The sequence below is a fragment of the Mesorhizobium comanense genome (genome assembly GCF_005503535.1).
Classification (GTDB): Bacteria; Pseudomonadota; Alphaproteobacteria; order Rhizobiales; family Rhizobiaceae; genus Mesorhizobium; species Mesorhizobium comanense.
Window position 1 is genome coordinate 1 of record NZ_SCNN01000047.1, and the last position, 20136, is coordinate 20136.

Annotated in this window: 26 protein-coding genes; 15 read left to right on the forward strand and 11 right to left on the reverse strand. The window is 59.2% G+C overall.

The window, feature by feature from the left end; all coding sequences use genetic code 11:
* Positions 1–109: 109 nt before the first annotated feature.
* The 4 genes from FFS37_RS34690 to FFS37_RS34705 all read right to left on the reverse strand — a co-directional run bounded on the left by FFS37_RS34690 (position 110) and on the right by FFS37_RS34705 (position 2724).
* Complete coding sequence (locus FFS37_RS34690) at positions 110–895, reverse strand: hypothetical protein (protein ID WP_137935404.1); 786 nt, start codon at positions 893–895, stop codon at positions 110–112.
* The gene (locus FFS37_RS34695; protein ID WP_137935405.1) at positions 892–1182 is read right to left on the reverse strand and encodes a hypothetical protein; all 291 of its coding nucleotides are present in this window, start codon (positions 1180–1182) and stop codon (positions 892–894) included. The genes FFS37_RS34690 and FFS37_RS34695 overlap by 4 nt, the downstream gene beginning before the upstream one ends.
* A gap of 85 nt (positions 1183–1267) precedes the next feature.
* Complete coding sequence (locus tag FFS37_RS34700; protein WP_137935406.1) at positions 1268–1900, reverse strand: acyl-homoserine-lactone synthase; 633 nt, start codon at positions 1898–1900, stop codon at positions 1268–1270.
* 74 nt (positions 1901–1974) lie between these two features.
* Positions 1975–2724 carry an autoinducer binding domain-containing protein gene (locus tag FFS37_RS34705; RefSeq protein WP_137935407.1) on the reverse strand — a complete coding sequence of 250 codons (750 nt, stop codon included), beginning with the start codon at positions 2722–2724 and terminating at the stop codon, positions 1975–1977.
* Between the two features lie 128 nt (positions 2725–2852).
* On the opposite strand from FFS37_RS34705, the gene FFS37_RS34710 reads away from it, so the two are divergent.
* Positions 2853–3098, forward strand: a complete 246-nt coding sequence (locus tag FFS37_RS34710) for a helix-turn-helix domain-containing protein (protein ID WP_137935408.1) — start codon at positions 2853–2855, stop codon at positions 3096–3098.
* A gap of 4 nt (positions 3099–3102) precedes the next feature.
* On the opposite strand, the gene FFS37_RS34715 is transcribed toward FFS37_RS34710, so the two are convergent.
* Entirely contained in the window at positions 3103–3369 is a 267-nt protein-coding gene (locus FFS37_RS34715) for a helix-turn-helix domain-containing protein (RefSeq protein WP_332313505.1), read from the reverse strand.
* 160 nt (positions 3370–3529) lie between these two features.
* Here FFS37_RS34715 and FFS37_RS34720 point away from each other — a divergent pair, with 160 nt between their 5' ends.
* From FFS37_RS34720 to FFS37_RS34745, 6 genes are all read left to right on the forward strand, one after another.
* Complete coding sequence (locus FFS37_RS34720; protein WP_232375902.1) at positions 3530–4306, forward strand: IclR family transcriptional regulator; 777 nt, start codon at positions 3530–3532, stop codon at positions 4304–4306.
* On the forward strand, positions 4296–5489 hold the full coding sequence (locus FFS37_RS34725) for a M24 family metallopeptidase (RefSeq protein WP_137935411.1): 1194 nt from the start codon (positions 4296–4298) through the stop codon (positions 5487–5489). Before FFS37_RS34720 ends, FFS37_RS34725 begins: the two co-directional genes overlap by 11 nt.
* Complete coding sequence (locus tag FFS37_RS34730; protein WP_137935412.1) at positions 5486–6763, forward strand: threonine synthase; 1278 nt, start codon at positions 5486–5488, stop codon at positions 6761–6763. Before FFS37_RS34725 ends, FFS37_RS34730 begins: the two co-directional genes overlap by 4 nt.
* A 212-nt stretch (positions 6764–6975) precedes the next feature.
* Positions 6976–7659 carry a substrate-binding periplasmic protein gene (locus FFS37_RS34735; protein WP_137935413.1) on the forward strand — a complete coding sequence of 228 codons (684 nt, stop codon included), beginning with the start codon at positions 6976–6978 and terminating at the stop codon, positions 7657–7659.
* 96 nt (positions 7660–7755) lie between these two features.
* Positions 7756–8412 carry an amino acid ABC transporter permease gene (locus FFS37_RS34740; RefSeq protein WP_137935414.1) on the forward strand — a complete coding sequence of 219 codons (657 nt, stop codon included), beginning with the start codon at positions 7756–7758 and terminating at the stop codon, positions 8410–8412.
* Entirely contained in the window at positions 8409–9140 is a 732-nt protein-coding gene (locus FFS37_RS34745) for an amino acid ABC transporter ATP-binding protein (protein ID WP_137935415.1), read from the forward strand. The genes FFS37_RS34740 and FFS37_RS34745 overlap by 4 nt, the downstream gene beginning before the upstream one ends.
* Positions 9141–9207: 67 nt before the next feature.
* Here FFS37_RS34745 and FFS37_RS34750 read toward each other — a convergent pair whose 3' ends face one another.
* The 3 genes from FFS37_RS34750 to FFS37_RS34760 form a co-directional block, all read right to left on the reverse strand.
* Positions 9208–10233 (reverse strand): cysteine synthase family protein, encoded by a 1026-nt coding sequence (locus tag FFS37_RS34750; RefSeq protein ID WP_137935416.1) that lies wholly within the window; start codon positions 10231–10233, stop codon positions 9208–9210.
* Positions 10230–11213, reverse strand: a complete 984-nt coding sequence (locus FFS37_RS34755; protein WP_137935417.1) for a GHMP family kinase ATP-binding protein — start codon at positions 11211–11213, stop codon at positions 10230–10232. The genes FFS37_RS34750 and FFS37_RS34755 overlap by 4 nt, the downstream gene beginning before the upstream one ends.
* 401 nt (positions 11214–11614) lie before the next feature.
* Positions 11615–12244 carry a response regulator transcription factor gene (locus FFS37_RS34760; RefSeq protein WP_137935418.1) on the reverse strand — a complete coding sequence of 210 codons (630 nt, stop codon included), beginning with the start codon at positions 12242–12244 and terminating at the stop codon, positions 11615–11617.
* Between the two features lie 139 nt (positions 12245–12383).
* Between FFS37_RS34760 and FFS37_RS34765 the strand changes: the two genes are divergently transcribed.
* Complete coding sequence (locus FFS37_RS34765) at positions 12384–12728, forward strand: hypothetical protein (RefSeq protein WP_137935419.1); 345 nt, start codon at positions 12384–12386, stop codon at positions 12726–12728.
* Here FFS37_RS34765 and FFS37_RS35955 read toward each other — a convergent pair.
* From FFS37_RS35955 to FFS37_RS34775, 3 genes are read right to left on the reverse strand one after another with little or no spacing between them, the layout of a single operon-like run.
* Positions 12725–12892, reverse strand: a complete 168-nt coding sequence (locus FFS37_RS35955; RefSeq protein WP_171026552.1) for a hypothetical protein — start codon at positions 12890–12892, stop codon at positions 12725–12727. The two genes, FFS37_RS34765 and FFS37_RS35955, sit on opposite strands and share 4 nt — an antisense overlap.
* Complete coding sequence (locus tag FFS37_RS34770; RefSeq protein ID WP_137935420.1) at positions 12889–13437, reverse strand: thermonuclease family protein; 549 nt, start codon at positions 13435–13437, stop codon at positions 12889–12891. The genes FFS37_RS35955 and FFS37_RS34770 overlap by 4 nt, the downstream gene beginning before the upstream one ends.
* On the reverse strand, positions 13434–14036 hold the full coding sequence (locus tag FFS37_RS34775; RefSeq protein ID WP_137935421.1) for a hypothetical protein: 603 nt from the start codon (positions 14034–14036) through the stop codon (positions 13434–13436). Before FFS37_RS34775 ends, FFS37_RS34770 begins: the two co-directional genes overlap by 4 nt.
* 159 nt (positions 14037–14195) lie before the next feature.
* Here FFS37_RS34775 and FFS37_RS34780 point away from each other — a divergent pair, with 159 nt between their 5' ends.
* The 7 genes from FFS37_RS34780 to FFS37_RS34810 all read left to right on the forward strand — a co-directional run.
* Positions 14196–14777 carry a lytic transglycosylase domain-containing protein gene (locus tag FFS37_RS34780; protein WP_171026553.1) on the forward strand — a complete coding sequence of 194 codons (582 nt, stop codon included), beginning with the start codon at positions 14196–14198 and terminating at the stop codon, positions 14775–14777.
* A gap of 54 nt (positions 14778–14831) precedes the next feature.
* Positions 14832–15104: a TrbC/VirB2 family protein gene (locus tag FFS37_RS34785; RefSeq protein ID WP_232375903.1), complete on the forward strand. Its 273-nt coding sequence runs from the start codon at positions 14832–14834 to the stop codon at positions 15102–15104.
* Positions 15105–15107: 3 nt separating this feature from the next.
* On the forward strand, positions 15108–15401 hold the full coding sequence (locus FFS37_RS34790; RefSeq protein WP_137935424.1) for a type IV secretion system protein VirB3: 294 nt from the start codon (positions 15108–15110) through the stop codon (positions 15399–15401).
* Positions 15398–17800: a VirB4 family type IV secretion system protein gene (locus FFS37_RS34795; protein WP_137935425.1), complete on the forward strand. Its 2403-nt coding sequence runs from the start codon at positions 15398–15400 to the stop codon at positions 17798–17800. The genes FFS37_RS34790 and FFS37_RS34795 overlap by 4 nt, the downstream gene beginning before the upstream one ends.
* The gene (locus tag FFS37_RS34800; RefSeq protein WP_137935426.1) at positions 17784–18941 is read left to right on the forward strand and encodes a transglycosylase SLT domain-containing protein; all 1158 of its coding nucleotides are present in this window, start codon (positions 17784–17786) and stop codon (positions 18939–18941) included. Before FFS37_RS34795 ends, FFS37_RS34800 begins: the two co-directional genes overlap by 17 nt.
* A 9-nt stretch (positions 18942–18950) precedes the next feature.
* Positions 18951–19685: a type IV secretion system protein gene (locus FFS37_RS34805; protein ID WP_137935427.1), complete on the forward strand. Its 735-nt coding sequence runs from the start codon at positions 18951–18953 to the stop codon at positions 19683–19685.
* 182 nt (positions 19686–19867) lie between these two features.
* The coding region (locus FFS37_RS34810; protein ID WP_137935428.1) for a type IV secretion system protein at positions 19868–20136 on the forward strand (269 nt) is incomplete at its 3' end.

Below are 20136 nucleotides of genomic sequence, written 5' to 3' on the forward strand. Positions count from 1 at the left end.
CAACATCTACGGCGGATCGACATACAATCATTTTACGTGGGTGTTGCCAGAGGACTCTGCCGAGAACATCGCATCCAAGTGAAAGTAGAAATGGTCCCTCACCGGACGCTTACATTTGGAGCGCGCTATTAGTGATCGATTCCAGCTCCGTTGCGGCACTGCGCGCAGCCTCAAGCATTTCGCTGCTCGGCTGCTTGTCCGGCTGGGCATGCTCAAGGAACAGCCGCAGGGCTGTAACACGCGATCGGGTCGTATGCGCAAAGAGCGACGTGAACGAGCGCATATGCTGGTCGCGGCGGTTGGCTGAGGAATAGCGCTGATGGATAACAATACAGAAGGTGGCACCGAGGCCGAGCGCGATGGCGAAGATGAACCAGTTGCGCGAGGCGGCAATGTCGATGCTGGCGGTTTGCTGCAAGATGGCGCTGTGATCAACGGTGGAGTTGGAAATCTCGTAAATTGACTGTTCCAGCTTGGCCATGCCGGCAATGGCTTGAGTGTAGTTTTTGCGCGCCGACACAAGGGGTGCGATTTTCTGTTCGAGGGTCTGACGGATCCCACCCAGGATTGCGGCGTCATGATCGGGAAAAAAGCGGTTCAGATAGGGCAGGTTTTCCAGCTGCCCGACATTGACGCTCACCAGCGCCATTTGCCGATCGATGTCGGCATCAAGTTCGCCAGTCCGGTCGGCAATGCGAAGATAGCCATACACCCGTATAAGACGCTCGCGAATCTGTGCCGCGCGCCACTGGATCTCGAAGGTCTGGTTGAGGATCGCATCCGTCTCCTGACGGTAGCGGTTCGATTGGGTGAATGTCCACGCACTCAGCCCAAGCGCTGCAGCCATACCGAGATATGGAAGAACAGTGAGCAATCGGCCGTGGAAGAACTTCATCGCGTGGCGCGCAGGATGACCGCGAAAAACACCCAGGTCGAGTTTCTTGCGGGCATGTATGAAGCGGGCGACTGGTCGAAGGGCCAAACAATGAAGATGGGGCCTTTCTCTACCCATGCTGATAGAGCTGAAATCCTGGTCCGGGGGGAAAGCGAGCCGGCTTTGTCCTTCTCGTTGCAACGACGCGCGACCGCCAGCCTCGGATTGTAGGACCGGATTTCGTCCATTCGGATATCGGAAACGAAGTTGTCAAAGGCGACAACTTCCACTTCCTGCGCGGCGGTCATTCCGGCCTTGGAGAGCACGTTTGCAAGCAGCGGCCTTCGATATTCAATTTTCTCGTTGTCGCTCGTCCAGGGGGTACGCCGGCAATTAGGCAACAGTCTTGATCCGCGCGTCGTCGCAAAGCACAGGCCCGCTTATCCGATAGATCTGGCGAGTCGCGGCAAGAGCGGCGGGAGAGATGTCAACCATGATCCCGACAATCGACGTGCCGTCGCTTTCCTTCGAGGGACCAAGCCGCTTCGGCTGCCACCCGATCGAGGCAAAACGCTCGAGCCAGTAATCTTCGCAGACGATAGTCAAATGGCTGATATGACGTTGAAGGCAAAGCTCCAAGACGCCGCAATAAATGATACCGGCGGCCTGACAGGACCGGCCTGATTCGCGCAAATGACGCGCGACGAAAAAGCGAGTCCATTCAAAAATATCTTGGCCGCGTTGTATGCGACCGCTGACAAGTTGCGGGAAAACCTCGCTCATCAAATGTGGTTTGAGACTTGGAACCAGCCGGGAGCCGCCGACGACCTCACCAGCGGCTGTGATGCCGAGAAGATGTGTCGCATCCGGCGTATCGAATGGGTCCATCTCCCGGCCGTCGGGGCGCTTGAGCGCGTCCCATCCTCGCTCGCCGACATAAATATGATGGCGCAACTTGAAGTATTGATCGAGCTGCTCTCGATAGGCCACGCTGTTTGCGGCATCGACGACGTGAACTTTGAACATCGCGGGGTTCCTAGTGAGTGAGCACAAGGAGCCATGCGCATCCCGCAGCCGCCATACTCAGATCTGACGATGGTTCAAAGCTGGATTTCATGCCTGCGAACCGCCTCAACGATTGCCTGCACTATGTTGGCCGTATCGAGCTTCTGCCTGACGTTGCGCAGGTGCGTATAGACCGTGCTCTCCGAAATACAGAGGATCCTCGAAACCTCCCAAGCTGTCTTCCCCGCCGCGACCCATTGCAGAATTTCACATTCGCGCTTGGAGAGCGCCTGCTTCGGTGCTTTGCGCAAACCGCCGACCAGCCTATGCGCAGCCGAATAGGCGTGACGGGCAAGTGCATGAACGGTGCAGCGGGCCGATGGCGTCAAGTCAAGCTCGCTGCCTGCCAGCGTTACGGCAGCCCTTTCGCCAAACGGGCACTGGATGGGTATGCAGATTCCTTCACGCAAGCCAAACTCCGCAGCCTCGTGCATCACGCGCCGCGCGTCCCCGTCAGCCTGACCTCGGGAGGCATCGCTCCAGAGAAATGGGGCCACTGCGGTCCGGCACAGGGCAGCGCAAGGATCATGACGATAATGCCTTGCGGCCATATAGTGGTCGTACCAATCGGCAGGCCAACCGTTGACAAGGATATGTTCATCCAGCGCCCCGGTACTTGGGTTTGGCAAATCAGTGATGAGACAAGCTACGTAGCCAAATGGCTGGACCCGCGCGCGTAACTGCCGAACGATTTCGTTGATGCTGGTAGCGCCGTCCATACGCGCCGTGGCTTCAAAGATCTCAACGATATCGTGCTGTAGCACGGACTGAACTGTCTTCGCCATCTCGAGATCGTCCGGACATGTTGAGTTGGCAAAGAAATACGTGACTTCAGCTCAATCGCAACCCATGTCGCCGCTTTTGATTACTATAGTAGGTGGCATTAAAGAGCGCGGTCTGACTGCCTCACCCAATGAGGCTGAGGTCAGTTTTTGCACGCAATCTGAGGTTGCTGCGACAAGCGACGTGCTTGTCCCAGGAGCAACTGGCCGATCTTGCCGGGCTCGACCGCAACTATGTTGGCAAGCTGGAGCGGGAAGAGAACTCGCCAACCGTGGACACCATGGAGGTCCTGGCGCTAGCGCTTCAAGTTGACGTCGAAATTCTGATACGCCGCAGCATCCCGCGCCACACTGGCGCGTCGCCGGACGGACAATAACAAGTCAGGAACCTGATTTACGTTTCTCTGTCACCTGAGTAGACGCCGGCTTGTTGCGTACTGCAGTCTCTTTCGCGGGTTGACGGATGAGGTCTTCGACGCTTGCGCCCAGCGCGCTGGCGATTTTTGCCAGCGAGAGGATCGTGGCGTTACGGCGCCCGGCTTCAAGGCCGCTCAGATACGAGCGTGTGAACCCCGAGCGGAACGATAGTTCCTCCTGGGATAGCGTTTGTTCACGCCGAATTCGCTGCACGTTGAGGCCAACAACCATACGTAGGTCCATCGCCGGATGGTCGCCGCGACGCACACTATAAGACGACACACTATAGTGCACATTCGTCGTTGACAGCCGGAGCTATTGCTGCTTTTGATGTCGCAGATCGGAACAGCATTCCTAAATAAGGAACACCCTTGTGACAGGGAATCTTTCGTTGGAGCGCGGTCTTGCCGTGCTGGACCTGCTCAAGGATATAGACGAGCCGATTGGCGTACGGGACATTGCGCGTCGCCTCGATCAGAGTGCAGCGGCAGTGCAGCGGATTCTGAATACCCTCGCCGAGCATGGCTATGTCGAGCAGATTGCCGAGTCGCGCCGCTACCGGCTTGGCCATTCTGTTCTGGCGCTGGCGCGATACATTTTGCGCAAGGATCGCCTCGTTGGTTTGGCCGAGGCAGAACTCCAAGCTTTGGCCGCCGAAGGGTGCTTCAACGCTTTTCTAGCCGTCCGGCGGGATGATCGGGGTCTCTATCTCCTGACCGTGCAGAGCAAAAGCCCTGTCGTCATTCGGTCGTCGCCAGGTGAGAGCTTCCCCTTGCACTCCACAGCGCTTGGAAAGGCACTGTTGATGGAGTTGAGCGCCGAGGCCATCATCGAAATTTTGGGGCAAGCCCCGCTCGAGCGCCTGACCCCAAGAACCGTCACCGAGATCAGCAAGCTCGTGGTCCAGATCCATGGCTCCGAAAGCGTCGGCTACACCACGTCTATCGACGAAAATTTCGCCGGGCTGATTGCGGTCGGTGCACCAGTTCGTGACGCCTCGGGCGCGATTGTTGCCGGGATAAGCGTCGCCTATCCCCGCTCCGTCGGGCCGCTGGTCGAGATTGCCGAGGTGGGCGAGACGGTCATGGCGGCCGCGACCCGAATTTCCGCCAGCCTTGGCTATCGCGACGCCCGCAGCCAACACAAGGATCCCAGCCATGCTGCTTAACGAACCAAGGCTACGGCAACGGATGGCTGACGCCGCGTTGGACGCAGTCGTAGCGACGGCGCCAGAAAACGTGACTTACATGAGCGGGTTCTGGGCCCTGCCCCAGTGGATTCGCCGTGGTCCCCAAGCCTATGTCGTGTGGCCAGCCTCCGACCGGGGTACGCCCGAGATCATTACCAGCACAAGCACGCTTGATCTCGTAGCCGACCAAGACGTCGGCGCCGCCAAGGTTCGCCGTTTTGGAGAGTTCCATGCGGAACTCGGCCCTGATGCGTTTAGCGACGCAGTGGGCCAAGAACACCTTCAACTTCGCAGGCTGCCGCCGCACGGAGACGCCGTCGCCGCACTCGTGGCAGCTTTGGAGGACTCACAGCTTGGAAATGGTCGTGTCGGGATTGACGAGACCGGGCTTGCAAGCGGGCACATGGAGGCATTGGCGGCGCGTTTGCCGAACGTCAGAATCACGCCCGCGGCAGCGCTGTTGCGCGAGGTTCGAGCCGTGAAGACGGACGACGAGGTCGACCGGCTGAGACATGTCGCTCGAATTGCCGAACGTTCGATCAGGGCCGCGCTGGGCGTTGCCAAAGAAGGTGCGTCCGAACTTGATCTCGCGCGCGCGTTTCATGTTCAGACCATCGAAGATGGCGCTTTCCCGGTCCTGGGGTGCATCGGTTTTGGCGAGCGCAGCGCACTGATGAACGTTCAGCCGTCTGACCGTAAGTTGCGAGTTGGTGAGATCATACGATTTGACGTCGGTGGCCGATTTCGGCACTACCGCGCCGACGTTGCTCGCATCGCGACATTAGGCGAGCCTCCCCCGGACGCCCGGCGCCTTCATCACGCCTTGCTGTGCGGAGTCCAGCGCGCCTGCGAAATCATCCGACCGGGGATCGCGGCTTCGCACGTCTTTGGCGAGGTCATGCGCGTCGTTCAGCGCGAAGGAATTCCGCACTACAGGCGCGACCACGTTGGCCATGGCATAGGCCTCGATGGTTATGATGCGCCAACGCTATCGCCAAGCAGTCGCGAAGTTATCGAAGAGGGAATGGTGCTCTGCGTGGAGACACCCTACTACGAAATCGGCCGATGGGGACTGCAGGTCGAGGATATGCTTGTCGTTCGAGCAGGCGGCGTCGAGCGTTTGATGGAAACAGACGGCGAAATCATCGTGGTGCCGCTATGAGCCATGCCACCGGATTTTCCTGCGTTCGATGCGGCAATGCCTTTCCTCTCGATCTAGAGATTGACTCCCGGGGCTGCCCGAACTGTCTCGTCGTCGCGCCTGCCAACCTCCAGGTGACCTACCATGGTCAGAGGCTCGCCCCTGACGATCAGACGCAGCAAGGCCAACCGCCTTCATTGTGGCGTTACGCGGACATGCTTCCTTGCGCGTCCAGCGATGCGATATCCCTTGGCGAAGGTCTGACGCCGCTTTTGCCAGCGACGACGATCGGAAGAGCGCTCGGCGTTCCCAACCTTCTGATTAAGGACGAAGGTCGAAATCCGACATGGTCTCACAAGGATCGGTTCTCGACCGTCGCGGTATCGATGGCTCGTCTAGCCGGAGCGCGGGTTGTTGCCACCGCCTCCTCAGGAAACGCGGGCGCCTCACTTGCGGCTTACGCCGCACGCGCAGGTCTGCGATGCGTCGTCATCACATTCGCGGGCACCGCCGGCGCGATGCTGGCGCAGATCAAGAAATATGGCGCCAAGGTTGTTCCATTGACAGACAAATCCCAACGCTGGCCCTTGCTGGCGGCAGGTGTTGAGCGCCTTGGATGGTTTGCCACCTCGCCGTTCCAGGCGCCTGTCGTTGGCAGTCATCCCGCGGGGATAGAGGGCTATAAGACACTTGCCTATGAGATCTTCGAGCAAATGCATGGCTCGATGCCTGACTGGTGCGTTTTGCCGGTCTGTTACGGCGATGCCCTTGCAGGATTGTTCCAAGGGTTCACCGACCTTCTCGAGCAAGGGAAGATCGATCGCATTCCTCGCCTTGCGGCCGCCGAGATTCATGGCTCCCTGTCTGAAGCGCTCGCGAGCAAGACAGACCTGATCGCGGAAGCTCCGGCGGCGTTCGAAACGCTGGCAGTATCGATGGGAACCACGCGAAGTACCTTCCAGGCGTTGCGAGCCCTGCGTCTTTCGCGCGGCACAGCTGTGCGCGTGAGCAACCTCGGGCTGATTGCCCTGCAGCAACAACTGGCAGCGAGCGAGGGCATCTTTGCCGAACTTGCCTCGGTTACGCCTCTCGCCGCGATCGGGACTCTAACGCGGCAGGGCGTCATAGGTGCTTCGGATCGCGTGGTCGCTATTGTCACGGCAAGCGGCCTGAAGGATCTCGATCGGTCAACAGCGTCGGAAGATCGGCAGCCCGTGTTTGAAACTGCCGGACAAGCCTGGGAGCATTTGCTTCAAGAAGAGGACACTGGTCGATCGCGATACGAAACCGCCTGAGTACATTATCGCCGAACGACCTTGCAGCAGCCATGGGTATGCCGGGTCATCGTCCATTTGGTGCACCTGGCGTGTCAAACGCAGGGTCAGCCGCAAGGTCGCGGCCAACCTTTGCATGAACACAGTCAATACAAACAGGGAGAGGTTCCGTGTTGTCGAGGTTTGTCATCCCCTACATAGCCGCAATAACGATCCTTGTAGCATCAACGGCTATGGCAAAGGAAACCATTACGGTCGGAATTACCCCAACCGGCGTCCCGTTTACTTTCGTCGATGCCGCAACGCAAAAGCCTACCGGCGCCATGGTCGATCTTGCCACGGCCATCGCGGTCGATATCGGAGCGGATGTCGAATTTCAGATCAACGCCTTTCCGGCACTGATCCCCGCCCTGACGACCGGCAAGATCAACCTTATCTCCGCCAGCTTGTTCGTTACCGCCAAACGTCAGGAAATTATCGATTTCAGCACTCCGGTCTACACTTACGGGGAAGCGATGTTCGTCGCCGCTGGGGACAGCACCAACTATACGATCGAGCAGCTCAAGGGCGAGAATGTCGGCGCGCAGATCGGCTCGACCTATGCCGACGCATTGCAGGCGTCAGGCGTGTTCGGCCAGGTCAAGCTTTATGACTCGATTGCTGACATGATGCGAGACGTCGTTTTGGGGCGCATCAAGGCCGGCTTTGGCGACAGGCCCATCGTCGCGTACCAGATTTCGAAAAATCCCAAGCTTGGTGTTCGCCTTGTTGGTGGTTATCGACCATTGCACGAGGGCGAGGTTGCCTTGGCGGTGGCCAAGAACAATTCGCGGCTGCTGAACCAGGTGAACGCTTCGATAGCCAAGTTCGAGAGGAACGGCGAACTGGCGAAAATCCTATCCAGATATGGACTGTGAGGCGGTGCATTCGGTCCAGCGATACGATGGCTAGCTGGTCGATTTGGACGGAGCTTATCCGGCAGGTGAGGTTCGGTATTCGGAAAGGCAGACCCCATGAGCACATTCGTTACAAACGCAACGGAATATCTGCCAATTCTGCTCCATGGCGTTTGGCTGACAGTGCTGACCACGACGCTTGCATTATGCCTGGCAACAGCTCTGGGGCTGGTGTGGGCGATCATGAGGACGTCAGGAATCCGCTCCCTCTCCGTCCCGGCGCGCTTTGTCGTTGAGTTCCTGCGCGGCATCCCGCTGTTGGTCGTGTTGTTTTATATCTACTTCGTCGCACCCGACATAGGCATCAACCTGACCGCGCTCCAGGCTGGCGTGCTCGGTCTGGGCCTGGCCCATTCCTGCTATCTTGGCGAAACGTTCCGGGCCGGAATTGAAGCGGTCGACAAGGGACAGATTGAAGCGGCCAAATCGATCGGCATGCGACGTCCTTTGATGATGCGCCGTGTCGTGCTGCCACAGGCACTGCGGATCGTGCTGCCACCCTACGCCAACAACATGGTGATGCTTCTGAAGGATTCTTCGCTCGTTTCGGTGATCTCGGTGCAGGAGTTGACGATGCAAGGAAAGATGCTGGCATCGTCGACCTTCGACAATATGACGGTTTTTACCCTCGTCGCCGCCCTCTATCTTTGCCTTACGATCCCTTTGAATTTCCTGATGCGGCGCGTCGAGATCCATATGGAGCAGGCAGGATGATTACGTTTGACGACGTGCATAAATCGTTTGGCTGTCACGAAGTTCTCAAGGGTATCGACGCTGAAATCGCCAAGGGCCAAGTCGTATGCTTGATAGGTCCTTCGGGATCGGGCAAGTCGACGCTTCTGCGTTGTGTCAACGGGCTCGAAGGCTACCAGCGCGGTCGCATCAGCATTGATGGCTTCGTTGTCGACGCCGCCTCACCGCACCTTCATGCAATCCGCACCCGTGTATCGATGGTTTTTCAGAGGTTTAACCTCTTTCCGCATCGAACGGCCCTGGAGAACGTCATGGAGGGGCCCGTTTATGTGTTGAAGGAAGACAGGCACGAGGTCCGTGAACGGGCCATGGCGCTTCTCGGCCGTGTGGGCCTCGCCGAAAAAACCAATTCATATCCCTCGGCGCTATCGGGCGGCCAACAGCAGCGAGTGGCCATCGCGCGTGCCTTGGCAATGCGACCGCAAGCCATTCTCTTCGACGAGCCTACTTCGGCGCTCGATCCTGAGATGGTGGGCGAGGTGCTGCAGGTCATGCGTGTCTTGGCGGACGACGACATGACCATGCTTGTGGTCACGCACGAAATCCAGTTTGCCCGTGAAGTGTCCGACACAGTGCTGTTCCTCGATGGTGGTCGCATCGTCGAGCAGGGTCCGGCAAGGGAACTCCTTCGCGAGCCGAAGCATGACCGCACCCGCGATTTTCTGCGGCGTGTGACGCACCCCATGTGAAAATCCAACACAGTTGGTCCGTGATGGCAATGAATGTCCGAGGCCTCCCAGAGCCACCATCGGCTAATTACTGGTCTCTCAGCACCGCTTGCAGCGTTCGCCGGTTCCACGAAAATCGCGTCCACGCGGTTTCCGCCGCGGGTCTGATTTGATCGATGTGGGTCGGCTCGAGTGGCAGCGCCAAAGGCCAATCCTCAAGCGTGGCTAGCCAATCCTCATTGTAGACCGTGTCGGCATGACGATGCCCGTCATCAGGCATGATGGCAATGGTGGCGGCTTTGGGATTCTTCCGTGCGAACCAGTCGGCGACCAAAGCGGCCGCTCCGCTCGTTGGCCCCATGAAGATGCCTTGCGTTCGAAACAGCTCATGAGACTTTGCATAGGCAGGCAGGGCGCCGACCCAGTGGACCTCATCGATCATGTCGTGCCTCACATTCTCCGGCAGGACGCTGTTGCCCAGGCCGCGTAGCATGCGCCGCCCGACAGGCTGGCCGAAAAGGATGCTCCTGTGCGTGTCGACCGCAATGATCCGGAGCTCGGGAAAGAGTTCGCGCAGAAAGCCACCGGTGCCGCACAGGGATCCCCCTGTGCCGACACAGCCGACCAAGCAATCGATCCGGCCGAATGAACGCACGATCAGGTCCGCAAGGCGCGCATAGGCAAGCCGGTTCTCGGGACTGTCGTACTGTCGCGGCCAATAGATATCGGCCTGTTGCGAGAGCATCTGGTGAAGATGTTCGAGGCGGCCAGGCTGATTGCCGTCTCCCTTGGGATCGGCGATAGCCACCACCTCCGCGCCCAGCTGCTGCAGACGCCGCGTCAGCTTGACGTCGATCAGGCTTGAGGCCGTGACTAGCGTGAGATCATAGCCGCGGGCGGCGGCCAGCATCGCAATGGCGAGGCCGAAGGTCCCGGATGTCGTTTCGACGATATGGCCGCCTGGCGCGAGGCGGCCGGTGGCTTCCGCGCGATCCACCATGAACCTCGCCGGCATCAGCTTCATCAGCGAGAAACATGCCGCGTTCAGATTGGGCGCCAGCCTGGCGAACCGCGGAGTTTCGAAGGCGCGCAGGTAATCCCCATTTTGTATCATTGGAGGATCGCGCCTTCCGCGTTGAGCGAAAACATCTGGACATCGGCAAAGCCTGCATCGATCGCCGTCTTCGCGATTTCGCCGGCACGGGAGGCCGCCCTCGGTGCGTTCGCGTCCAGGAGGATGCCGACCAAGGTGCCACTGTGGGCAACCTGGACGCCGCAGGCGCCAAACCACTGTGACAAGGCAAGCACCGTTTCAAAATGGGCCTTGGGCAAGTGTCTCTGGCTTATACAGGCGCTCAAAGTCGCGACCCGTCCAAGCAACATCGGATCCTGCAGCCGGACAGAACGACAGGCCAAACCGCGAAGGGTCCGAAACGTCTCGATTTCCTCGCTGTCGTAGCGGGCGCGTCGCATCCCCAGAGTGTCCACCGGCTGATCATCGGCGCCGCGAAAACCCACGACGAAAAGTGACGGGAATTCTCCGCCGAAATGTTCAATTGGACGGCCTTCGCGGTGAGCAAAAAGGATCGCCTGATCCTGATAAGCAATGGCATCGCTGGCGCCTTCTGCCGCAACCGCCAACCGGGCAACCGTCGACTGGAGGAGTGTTGTTCCCGCAGAAGCGGCAACGGCACGGATTGTGGCGGTTACGTCCGCCGTGGATGAGCCATAACCGTGTCCGATCAGGATCGCGCTCTCGATCGTGAGATCGCCACCCTGTCCGCCCAGTCCCAAGTGTCCAAGCGTCAGTTCTGCCGCCCGAGCTGCTTTCGTCCGGCTCTCTGGACGGGTTCGAATACCACTTCCCTCTCGTGGCCAGAAAGTGACCGTCGATTCTTGTGATGGCAGCGGAAGTGTCACGAGACCCCTGTGGAGACGCCCCTCGCCGTCATCAAAGACGCCTTGCAAAAGCTCGCCGTGATGCGCGCTGGCCCGAGCTGTGGCCACGGAAAGTGGTTGATGCTCGCGGCCTTCTGTCTCTGGGATACCGTTCCTGATGACTGGGTTGGCTTTACCGTTGTCGAGCCTTGACATCGCGACATCTCCTTCGCTGGAGGCATCGTCAAACAATGCTTGGAATAAGCTACGTTCGTCTGTCGCCAATTCTAGGTATTTTGCTTGGAACAAGAGCGGACGCCAGGCGGTGAGACATCGGCGATGTGGCCAAGGCGCAGCAGGTCAGAAAGCGCGGCGCGAAGTTGCGGCCACGGGAAGTTGGAACAATCTTCGCCAGGCGCTGAATGGCTCCCGGACAGTCGGCGCGCACGGCCTCCACCGTTGAGCGAGACGATTTCGATGAGCTAGGTCTCCAGCCTTTGCTGCTTTCGGTACAAGGTGGTCGTCTTCTGGTTGGCCGCCGCGTGCCATTACCGGCGAAACCTCTTGTGGTTCGACAGGAACCTTGATTCCATGGACGATCATGGGCTCCATTTGGCTCACAGCCCCCGAGGGAGCCGATGGCCTTGCCGCATGAGCTTGGCGCGAGCCTGCTTGTAGTATTTCTCGGCCGAGCCGGGCGCAATGGCGAGGCGATCGGCCATTAGAGAAAAGATCGCCGTGCGTTTTACGCCGGGTGCGCGGCGCGCCATCATGTCGATGGCTTCCTGCTCGCGCGGTGTAAGGGCTGAAAATCGGTAATCGGGCTTGGTCATGACAGCACGCGACAGGCGCAAGGAAAATCCCTTGTTGGAAATATCGTCCAGCACGTTACTGAACACCCCCGGCGCGAGGCCGGTCTTTCCGACATAGGCGGCGGCGCCGATACGCCGGAACCCATCTGCCTCGCAAGGATTGTCGGAACCGGTGACGACAACATGGATTGCACCGGGTGAAGCTTCGATGATCCTATCGACCACAGCGATGCGATCGTTTTGTGAGGTGGGGTCAAAACCAGGCAAGCCAGGATCGATGACGACAAGATCGAAATGATCGTTTTGGAGCTCGACGGTCGCGATGTTTAGCGTTTCCGCGCCCAGAACAACGCATTTTCCGACGCTTGCTTGCACTTCGTTCATCAGTGCCAGACGCATAAGCGTCTGGTCTTCGAGCACCAGGGCACGAAACATCAGAAGCCAATCCTTCTACGCAGCCGCCCCTCGCCCTGTATTTCAGAATTGGTCGCTTCAAACTAGGGATGGGAGCATCCCTAGTTTTCGTCGCGTCCACAGGTATTTGTATCTTACTGATACGCCAGGGAGCAGGACGATGTCTATTCGATTGGTCTGTAGCACCGGAGTGATGGAAGCGGCTGAAGGCGTCGCGAAACTGATTGCGGAACATCGTCAGCGCGTCGCCGCGCTTCAACGTATCGGCAAGCTATGGATGAGGGCCGAAGGGCCGGACGCGATCATGCTGGGTGAGAGGCTGGATGCGGTTATGGCGGAAGAGGCGGCGGTGCGAAGGCGTGCTGCCATTGCTCCAGTAGCCACTCTCGCGGAAATCAAAATGAAGGCTGCTTACTTTCAACGGCTGACAGCTCATGACTGGTGCGAGGTTGATGTCGACGATTTTCGGGCGTTGCTAGATTCTTTCGCGAAACTGCAGTCCTAGGAGAAGAACAGGGATGAAATCCATGCAGCCACAGTATTCCAGGCCGTATAGAGCCCTGCCGGCACCAAGATGATCGCCAAGAACGCAGCGGCTCCGCCAATAGCACCGTCACCGCGTCCTTCCACCGGATAGTAATATCTGTGCGCCTCCTCGTCGTGCTTCATTGTTGCCTCTCCGACCGCTTGTTCAGCAGCAGCTGCACAGGATGCTGAAACGTCGTGCCCCACAAACCTGCACGTTTCATCTTAGCGTTGATTTCCGCGATGAGGTAGTTCTCATTGACGGCTTTGCCCTTTGCTGTCGTTGCGGCGAACGCGTATCCGGTCGCGATGAGCGCGGTGCCGACGTCGATTGTGTCGCCATTCAGCTGCGCACCGCAGACGACAAAGGCCGCCTTGTCGAGGGCGTAGCCGATTGGCTGGCATGTCACGGCCGCGCTATCGAACAGTGCTGCCAGGTGCGCCAGCGAGATGTTCCCGCAATCGAGTTTGTTCCCATTTGGCTGTTCAGCCGACGTGCCGCGAAGACATGACTGGACGCCATAGAGGCGGAAAAGGTGATCGCCGTCACGCCAGGTATCTCCGGTCAGCAGTTGAGCCGATTTCGATACCGTGAAGGGAGTTGGTACGCTGGAGGTGGTAGCATCCTGCGCCCGTGCCGATGCGCATACGGAAAAGGCGGCGAGCACTGCAAAGCGCGCCTGTTTCATTCCTGGAACTGTCCACCGAGCTCGGCGGAATGCTCCAGATCGGGGCGCAGCGAGTTGCCGTCCTTGGTGCGTCCGATTGCGGCCATGCCGAAGAAAACCATTTCGTCATCGTCGTAGGCGACGTTGTACGGGTCGTTTGTACTGCCCGCACCCACGAGAGAGAAACACGACACGGCGTCGGGTTCCCCCTTCCTGCTCTGCAGCACAAGCGTTTTGCAAAGCACGACAGATGCACGGTTGTTGTAGATTGCCTCTTCATAGTCCTGCGCGGCTTTCGTGCAGTCCCACTGCTGCGTCTTGTACGTAATCTTGGGTTTTGGGCAGGCCGCGAGGCCGCGCAGTCGATAGGCCACGCCGTTGATGACGCGCTCGGTCGCCGACGGCACCTTAACCGGCGAACTGAGGGTCGCCGCGTCGCGCTGAAAGAGCGCGCCTTTCGCATCGTAGCGCTCATAGACGAACACCTTCTCGCCCGGCTTGGCAAACTGCAGCAGGTAGCGTTCCGACGGCTGAGCGAAGGCGCTTGGGGCGTCGGCGCCGGCGGCATAAGCCGCGGTGCCCTGGAGCAGCAAAGCCGTGCAAAGGGCCATCTGTTTCATCCAAATTCGTCCTTGTGGTGCATATGGTGTTGACACTTTACTAGGGCTGCGTGTAGCCATAGTAAAGTGTTAAATTTTGGCGACAGTATGAACACTCGATCAGCTCTCCTGCTCACCCTGTGTGCCGCTACGATGCCTTTCGTAGCGCACGCCCGGGACATGGCATCAGACCGCGTCGCAGTCGCCTTTGCAACACCGGCGCACGCCCTTGCCGCGGTCGGGGCACAAAGGCCGGAGGCGTGTAAAAACGGAAATCGTGCAGGGGTCTCTCAACTTGTGCGTTCAATCGCGCAGGACGAAGGGTTCGACGCCGATCTGGCCGAGGCGATTGCATGGGCTGAAAGCGATCTCGGCGCCAATCAGGGTTTGTCCAAGGCTGGAGCCCTTGGGATCATGCAGTTGATGCCGGGCACGGCTGCCGATCTCGGCGTGAGCGACCGTTGCGATACGCAGGCCAATGTTCGGGCTGGCCTGCGCTATCTTAAGTCACTCTATGACGAGTTCCAGGATCCGCTGCTGATGCTGGCGGCGTATAACGCCGGGCCCAACAGCGTCTACAAGGCGCAAGGGATTCCGGTGAATCCACAGACGGCTGAATACATCGTGAAGATACTCAACCGCTGGAAGTTCGGCGGTGTGGCGAAGAAGTCCGCCCTGACCAAATCCGAGACGCTCGAGGCGGCTCCGCCAGCAAGCGGGGACGCCTGGCAGGATGGTCATGTCATGGATTTCGGCAACTGAAAGGAGCCAAGGGTGGAATACAGGAAAGCGGGCATATTTGCCCTGAAACTGGCCTTGGCCTCGGCGGTCGGAATAGCGCTCGCGCCGGCCACCGCATACGCCCAGTCGGCGGCCCCAGTCGAAAACGTGCTGCAGTGGTTCGTCGGAGTTCTTCAGGGCAACATAGCCCGCTCATTCGCCATCATCGCGGTCTGTTTTCTCGGCTTCCTCGCCATGACGGGCCGGCTGGCGTGGATGATGGCTTTTTCCATCATCATTGGCATCGCTCTGATCTTCGGCGCGGCCCAGCTGGTGGATGCGGTTCGCGCGACCGCGGGAGGCAGCTGAGCCATGGACGACGAGGAAGTCTATGTCGAGCCGGTCAGCCTGCCCCTGACACGCCCGCCGATGAAATGGGGGGTGCGCTATGAAGTTTTTGCACTGAACGGCATCCTGGCGGTGATCGGCTTTATCGCCACGAGCAGCTTCATGCTCGGCCTTGGCGTATTCGGCGTGGTGCATCTGGTCAGCGCATATCTGTGCCAGCGCGACCCCTACATGTTTCATATTTTCGAACGGCGCATCTCCAAACGCGGGGCGGTGGCGAACCTCACTTTTTGGGGTGCGAGGAGCTATTCGCCATGAGCCTCGATGCCGACCTGAAATTTGGCCGTGAGCGCCGCCGCGAAAAGCCCGCGGCGATGCACATCCCATACCTGCGCCATGTCGATGACAATCTGATCGTGACGAAGAGCGGCTTTCTTGTCGGGGTCATCCAGCTCAGCGGCCTGCCCTTCCAGACGATGGACCAGGCCGAGCTGAACAGCCGACTGTTCAACCGCAACACGACGTTCCGCAATCTCTCGACGTCTCGCTTTGCGGTCTACACGACGATCATCCGCCGCCACGTGACGCCTGAGATCGAAGGCGACTTTGACAATCCTTTCGTGGCCGAGCTCGACGCCCGCTACATGGACGAGCTTGGCTCGAAAAACCTTTTCGTCAACGAGGCATATCTGACGGTCATACGGCGCCCGATGGTCGGCCGTGTCGGATGGGTGGACAAGGCGCTCAATGCATTCCGCATCAGCACTGCCGGCGAAGAAACCCGCGAAGAGGCAATAGCCGAACTGCATGACATCCTCGACGGCATGGTCAAGGATTTCACCGCTTATGGGGGGCGTCTTCTCGGCGTCGTCAAGCGACGCGAAAGTTTCATTTCCGAGTCGGCCGAATTTCTGGCGAAAATCCTCGCCGGTGGTGGCGACGTGGAAATGCCTTTGCCGCGCATGTCCCTTGGCGATGTGCTGGCGACGCGGCAGCTGTTTTTCGGCAAGTCGGCCCTGGAACTGCGCGGGCCGGACGCAGCCAAGCTCGGCGCCATGGTGTCGATCAAGGAATATCCGCCGTTCACCGCTCCAGGCTCATTGGACGGTCTCTTGCGCCTGCCGCATGAGTTTATTCTGACGCAAAGTTTCGCGATTGAAGACCGTGTAACGGCGATGCGCAGGATCAACACTATCGCGAACCAGGTTGAGGGTTCCGACGAGGCGGGCACGACGGTCGAGGTCTCCGTCCATGACGGCGCCGACAAGCTGGCCGGCGGCGAAGTCGTCTTCGGACAACATCACATGAGCGTCATGGCATTGGCCTCGGACATGAACGGCCTCAACCGTGCGCTGTCCGACATCACGGCGGAACTTTCGCGCATGTCGATCGTGCCGGTCCGCGAGACACTCAACACGGAACTGGCCTTCTGGGCGCAGTTGCCGGGAAACTTCAGCTACATCGCGCGACGTGCGTTGATCTCGTCGCTGAATTTCGCCGGCCTTTTTTCAGGACACAATTTCCCGTCCGGCCAACGTGAGCGGCTGCATTGGAAACGGCCCATCGCTTTGCTCGAGACGACCAGCCAGACGGCCTACTATTTCAATTTTCACGTTCACGATGTCGGGCACTTCACGGTGTTCGGCCCGACCGGCTCGGGCAAGACCGTGGTGCTGTCGTTCCTGATGGCGCAGGCCATGCGCATCATGCCGCGGCCGCGATGTGTCTATTTCGACTACATGCGCGGCGCTGAAATTTTCGTTCGGGCGCTCGGCGGTCGTTACGAGGTGATGGAGCCCTCTCAGCCGACCGGGTTCGCGCCATTGCAGCTTGATGACACGGCAGAAAACCGTTCTTTCCTGGAAGATTTACTCCTCTACATTCTGACGCCGGAAGGCGGCGCGCTTGATGTGGCCGAGATGCGCGTCATCAACGCGGCCGTCGACATGATCTACAAGATACCGCGCGAACAGCGGACCTTCGACCTGCTGCCGGAAGTGCTGCGGGGCTCGCTCATGCCTGGCATGAATGATCTGGCGGCGCGGATACAACCCTGGCTCGACCCGAAGGACAAGGGCTGGCTTTTCAACAATCCCGTCGATCTGGTCGATTTCTCGAAACCCGTTGTCGGGTTCGACATGACGAAGATCCTGGGCGACCGAAAGCTGCGCTCGGCGGCGTTGCTCTACATCTTCCATCGTCTCGAGGACGTCATCGACGGCTCGCCGATCATGCTTTTCCTCGATGAAGGCTGGAAGCTGCTGGACGACGAGGTTTTCGCCGCTTTCATCAATGAGACGCTGAAGACCATTCGTCGCCGCAACGGCGTGGTCGGCTTTGGCACGCAGACAGCAGAAGACGTCGTCAACTCCTCCATCTCGTCGTCACTGATCGAGCAAACGAAGACCAACATTTTCTTCCCCAACCCCAAGGCGAGCAAAGAATCCTACGTGGAGCGCTTCTCGCTGACAGCGAAGGAATTCGAGTTCGTGCGTCGAACCGCGAAGGAAACACGCACCTTCCTCGTCAAGCACGACAGCGACTCGATCGTCGCCAAGCTCGATTTGTCGGCAATGCCCGATCTCATCAAGGTCTTGTCCTCGAACGAAGCCAACAGCAAGGAATGCGCCCGGCTCCGGGAGACCTTCGGCGACGAGCCGGAGATGTGGTTGCCTTACTTCTGCGGATGGGAGGACGAGCATGACGAAGCTGCTTAGCAGCTTTTGTCTGGCCGTGGCTCTCGCGACAGCGGAAAGCATGACCGTGGCTGTCGCTCAGATCGCGGTCATCGACGGGCCGAACCTCGACAAGCGGCAAGAGGACGAGCAGCACAGCACGAAGTCAGATGAGTCTAAGAAGGACGAAACCGACAGGAAGAAAAGCGTCGTCTGCACCTATTCGAACAAATACCGATCACAGATGTTTCGCCGATCACCGACTGAGGCGTTGCAGCGCGACGCGGGCAACGTGAAGATGATCCGCTATTATGCGCAAAAGTACGGTGTGCCCGAGGGCCTGGCGCTTTCCGTTGCCTATCAGGAATCGCGCTTCGACACATGCGCCGGGAGCCACACCGGCGTCAAAGGCGTCATGCAGCTGACCAAGGGCACCGGCAAGTCCATGGGACTGGACCGCGACGTGAACGAGCAGAATGTCGAGGGCGGCGTCAAATACCTCGGAATGGGCGTGAAGCAATGCGGGGCGACGAATTACAGCTGTCTCGCCTCCTTCTACAACGGATCGAACGCTGCCGAGCAAAGAGGGTGGGCCGGCGGTGTTGGCCGCTGGAACAGCTACTTCAACGACTATGTATCGAGCGGCAAGGCTCCCGCCGCCGCGCCGCCACCATTCTCGATCGTAACGGCCGACGGCGCAGGCGGCACAGCTCAGGACGACGCCATGGGCGCGGCGAGGAAGGCGGCTGGCGGCCTTGATGCAAGCTCATCGCAGATGGGCGCCAACAATGCTGCAATCGACGCGCTGGCGGGCAACGTTGGCCAGGTTACCGAATACAAGGATGCGTGGGAGCTGAACTCGTCGGCTCGTGGGATCAACGCCGATGTCACCAACCAGTACCTCGCCCAGGCGGGGGATTTTACGACGTTGCTGGCCCAACTTCTATCGTTGCAGAATGTTCAGGCATCGCAGTCTTCCAAGCTGGTGCAACAGCCGAAGAGCGGGTCTCCAAGCCCGTTGTCTTGTGATCCCGCGGAATTGGAGCGGTTGAGGATCGATCGCGGCCGGTGGCTACCATGCGCACTTGAAAACGCGGGGGCAAGCTCGGCCGACAGCAGCTCGACGATCATCACCAGTGATCCTGCCGGCGCTGCCAGCGTGATCAATTCTCTACAGCAATAGGAGGCTGACATGAAAAAATTCGCGATTGCTGCCAGTCTGGCGCTTTGGGCAAGCACGGCCCACGCACAGATTGCCGTCATTGATGGCGCCAATCTCGATGTCGCCCGCAAGAATGCGGACAACACCAACTCCATCATGGATTCGAACAAGGATATCCTGAAAAAGAGCGAGGAGATCCTGCAGGCTCTCAGCGGCAGTCGTGACGGTTCGCTCGGGATCGGACAAATGGGTCTTGGCGGCAACATGTCGATTGCCCAGGCTCCCTCGTTCGGATCGATCCTGAACGGCGGGGCTCTTTCGTTTGGTGGCCTTTCGCCCGAAATCCAGAAAATCGCCGGCGCCGTCATCAATGGGCTGCAGCTGGTGAAGCAGCTCCAGCAGATTGCCGGCAAAGAGACGAGCGCCGTCAACACAGTCTATGGCGGCAGCGTCAACGTGGCCTCGCTGCTAAGCGCGCTGACTTCGCAGGCCTCGCAGGGCGTCACCCAGCGCCAACAGTCCCTGCAATCCGCGAGTGGGCAGATCGGGCAGTCGCAGGACGTCAAGGGATCGGTGGACCAGAACACACGAATGCAGCTGGAAAACGCGCGCGCGGTCAACGAATTGATCGGCGTCCAGAATGGTGCGGTCGCGGCCCTGAATGAGAAGCTGAAGGGAGATCTTCTTCGCCAGAGCCAGGTGCAGAAGATGATGACGCCGCGCAACGTCAATCCGTTCGCGGAATTTGGCAAGAGCGGAGGCTAGCGTTTGTCGAGGCGAGTGCTGCGCATATGCGCTGTGATTGGGCTCGGCGCAGTGCTGGTCGGATGCGCAAATCGCGAACGGAAGGCGCCGTGCGGGCCTTTGGCGTATGCTCACACCGACGAATGCGGCGCGCTAAAACCGGTCAATTCAACGCCGTTCGCCAGCATCATTGACGAGGACCCATGAACGGTCTCGCCGCAAGCATCCTCGGTGGCATTGACAACATCGGCGAGGACTTCGTTCGCACCGTCTATATGCAGTTGGGCAATGCGATGGGCAACGTTTTCACCCTGATGCTGACCCTCTATATCGTGTGGTGGGGCTATTCGATCCTGAGTGGGCGTGAGTCGATTTCGCCAATCGAAGCGGCCTATCGCCTCGGCCGCGCCGTCATCATCTATCTGCTGCTGACCGGATGGGGCACATTTTCCGCGACGATCTATCAGCTCGT

Excerpts from the sequence above, each read along its gene's own strand:
- FFS37_RS34690 (WP_137935404.1), bottom strand. The coding sequence starts at position 895 with ATGAAGTTCTTCCACGGCCGATTGCTCACTGTTCTTCCATATCTCGGT.
- FFS37_RS34695 (WP_137935405.1), bottom strand. The coding sequence starts at position 1,182 with ATGACCGCCGCGCAGGAAGTGGAAGTTGTCGCCTTTGACAACTTCGTT.
- FFS37_RS34700 (WP_137935406.1), bottom strand. The coding sequence starts at position 1,900 with ATGTTCAAAGTTCACGTCGTCGATGCCGCAAACAGCGTGGCCTATCGA.
- FFS37_RS34705 (WP_137935407.1), bottom strand. The coding sequence starts at position 2,724 with ATGGCGAAGACAGTTCAGTCCGTGCTACAGCACGATATCGTTGAGATC.
- FFS37_RS34710 (WP_137935408.1), top strand. The coding sequence starts at position 2,853 with ATGAGGCTGAGGTCAGTTTTTGCACGCAATCTGAGGTTGCTGCGACAA.
- FFS37_RS34715 (WP_332313505.1), bottom strand. The coding sequence starts at position 3,369 with ATGGTTGTTGGCCTCAACGTGCAGCGAATTCGGCGTGAACAAACGCTA.
- FFS37_RS34725 (WP_137935411.1), top strand. The coding sequence starts at position 4,296 with ATGCTGCTTAACGAACCAAGGCTACGGCAACGGATGGCTGACGCCGCG.
- FFS37_RS34730 (WP_137935412.1), top strand. The coding sequence starts at position 5,486 with ATGAGCCATGCCACCGGATTTTCCTGCGTTCGATGCGGCAATGCCTTT.
- FFS37_RS34735 (WP_137935413.1), top strand. The coding sequence starts at position 6,976 with ATGGCAAAGGAAACCATTACGGTCGGAATTACCCCAACCGGCGTCCCG.
- FFS37_RS34740 (WP_137935414.1), top strand. The coding sequence starts at position 7,756 with ATGAGCACATTCGTTACAAACGCAACGGAATATCTGCCAATTCTGCTC.
- FFS37_RS34745 (WP_137935415.1), top strand. The coding sequence starts at position 8,409 with ATGATTACGTTTGACGACGTGCATAAATCGTTTGGCTGTCACGAAGTT.
- FFS37_RS34750 (WP_137935416.1), bottom strand. The coding sequence starts at position 10,233 with ATGATACAAAATGGGGATTACCTGCGCGCCTTCGAAACTCCGCGGTTC.
- FFS37_RS34755 (WP_137935417.1), bottom strand. The coding sequence starts at position 11,213 with ATGTCAAGGCTCGACAACGGTAAAGCCAACCCAGTCATCAGGAACGGT.
- FFS37_RS34760 (WP_137935418.1), bottom strand. The coding sequence starts at position 12,244 with ATGTTTCGTGCCCTGGTGCTCGAAGACCAGACGCTTATGCGTCTGGCA.
- FFS37_RS34765 (WP_137935419.1), top strand. The coding sequence starts at position 12,384 with ATGTCTATTCGATTGGTCTGTAGCACCGGAGTGATGGAAGCGGCTGAA.
- FFS37_RS35955 (WP_171026552.1), bottom strand. The coding sequence starts at position 12,892 with ATGAAGCACGACGAGGAGGCGCACAGATATTACTATCCGGTGGAAGGA.
- FFS37_RS34770 (WP_137935420.1), bottom strand. The coding sequence starts at position 13,437 with ATGAAACAGGCGCGCTTTGCAGTGCTCGCCGCCTTTTCCGTATGCGCA.
- FFS37_RS34775 (WP_137935421.1), bottom strand. The coding sequence starts at position 14,036 with ATGAAACAGATGGCCCTTTGCACGGCTTTGCTGCTCCAGGGCACCGCG.
- FFS37_RS34780 (WP_171026553.1), top strand. The coding sequence starts at position 14,196 with ATGGCATCAGACCGCGTCGCAGTCGCCTTTGCAACACCGGCGCACGCC.
- FFS37_RS34790 (WP_137935424.1), top strand. The coding sequence starts at position 15,108 with ATGGACGACGAGGAAGTCTATGTCGAGCCGGTCAGCCTGCCCCTGACA.
- FFS37_RS34795 (WP_137935425.1), top strand. The coding sequence starts at position 15,398 with ATGAGCCTCGATGCCGACCTGAAATTTGGCCGTGAGCGCCGCCGCGAA.
- FFS37_RS34800 (WP_137935426.1), top strand. The coding sequence starts at position 17,784 with ATGACGAAGCTGCTTAGCAGCTTTTGTCTGGCCGTGGCTCTCGCGACA.
- FFS37_RS34805 (WP_137935427.1), top strand. The coding sequence starts at position 18,951 with ATGAAAAAATTCGCGATTGCTGCCAGTCTGGCGCTTTGGGCAAGCACG.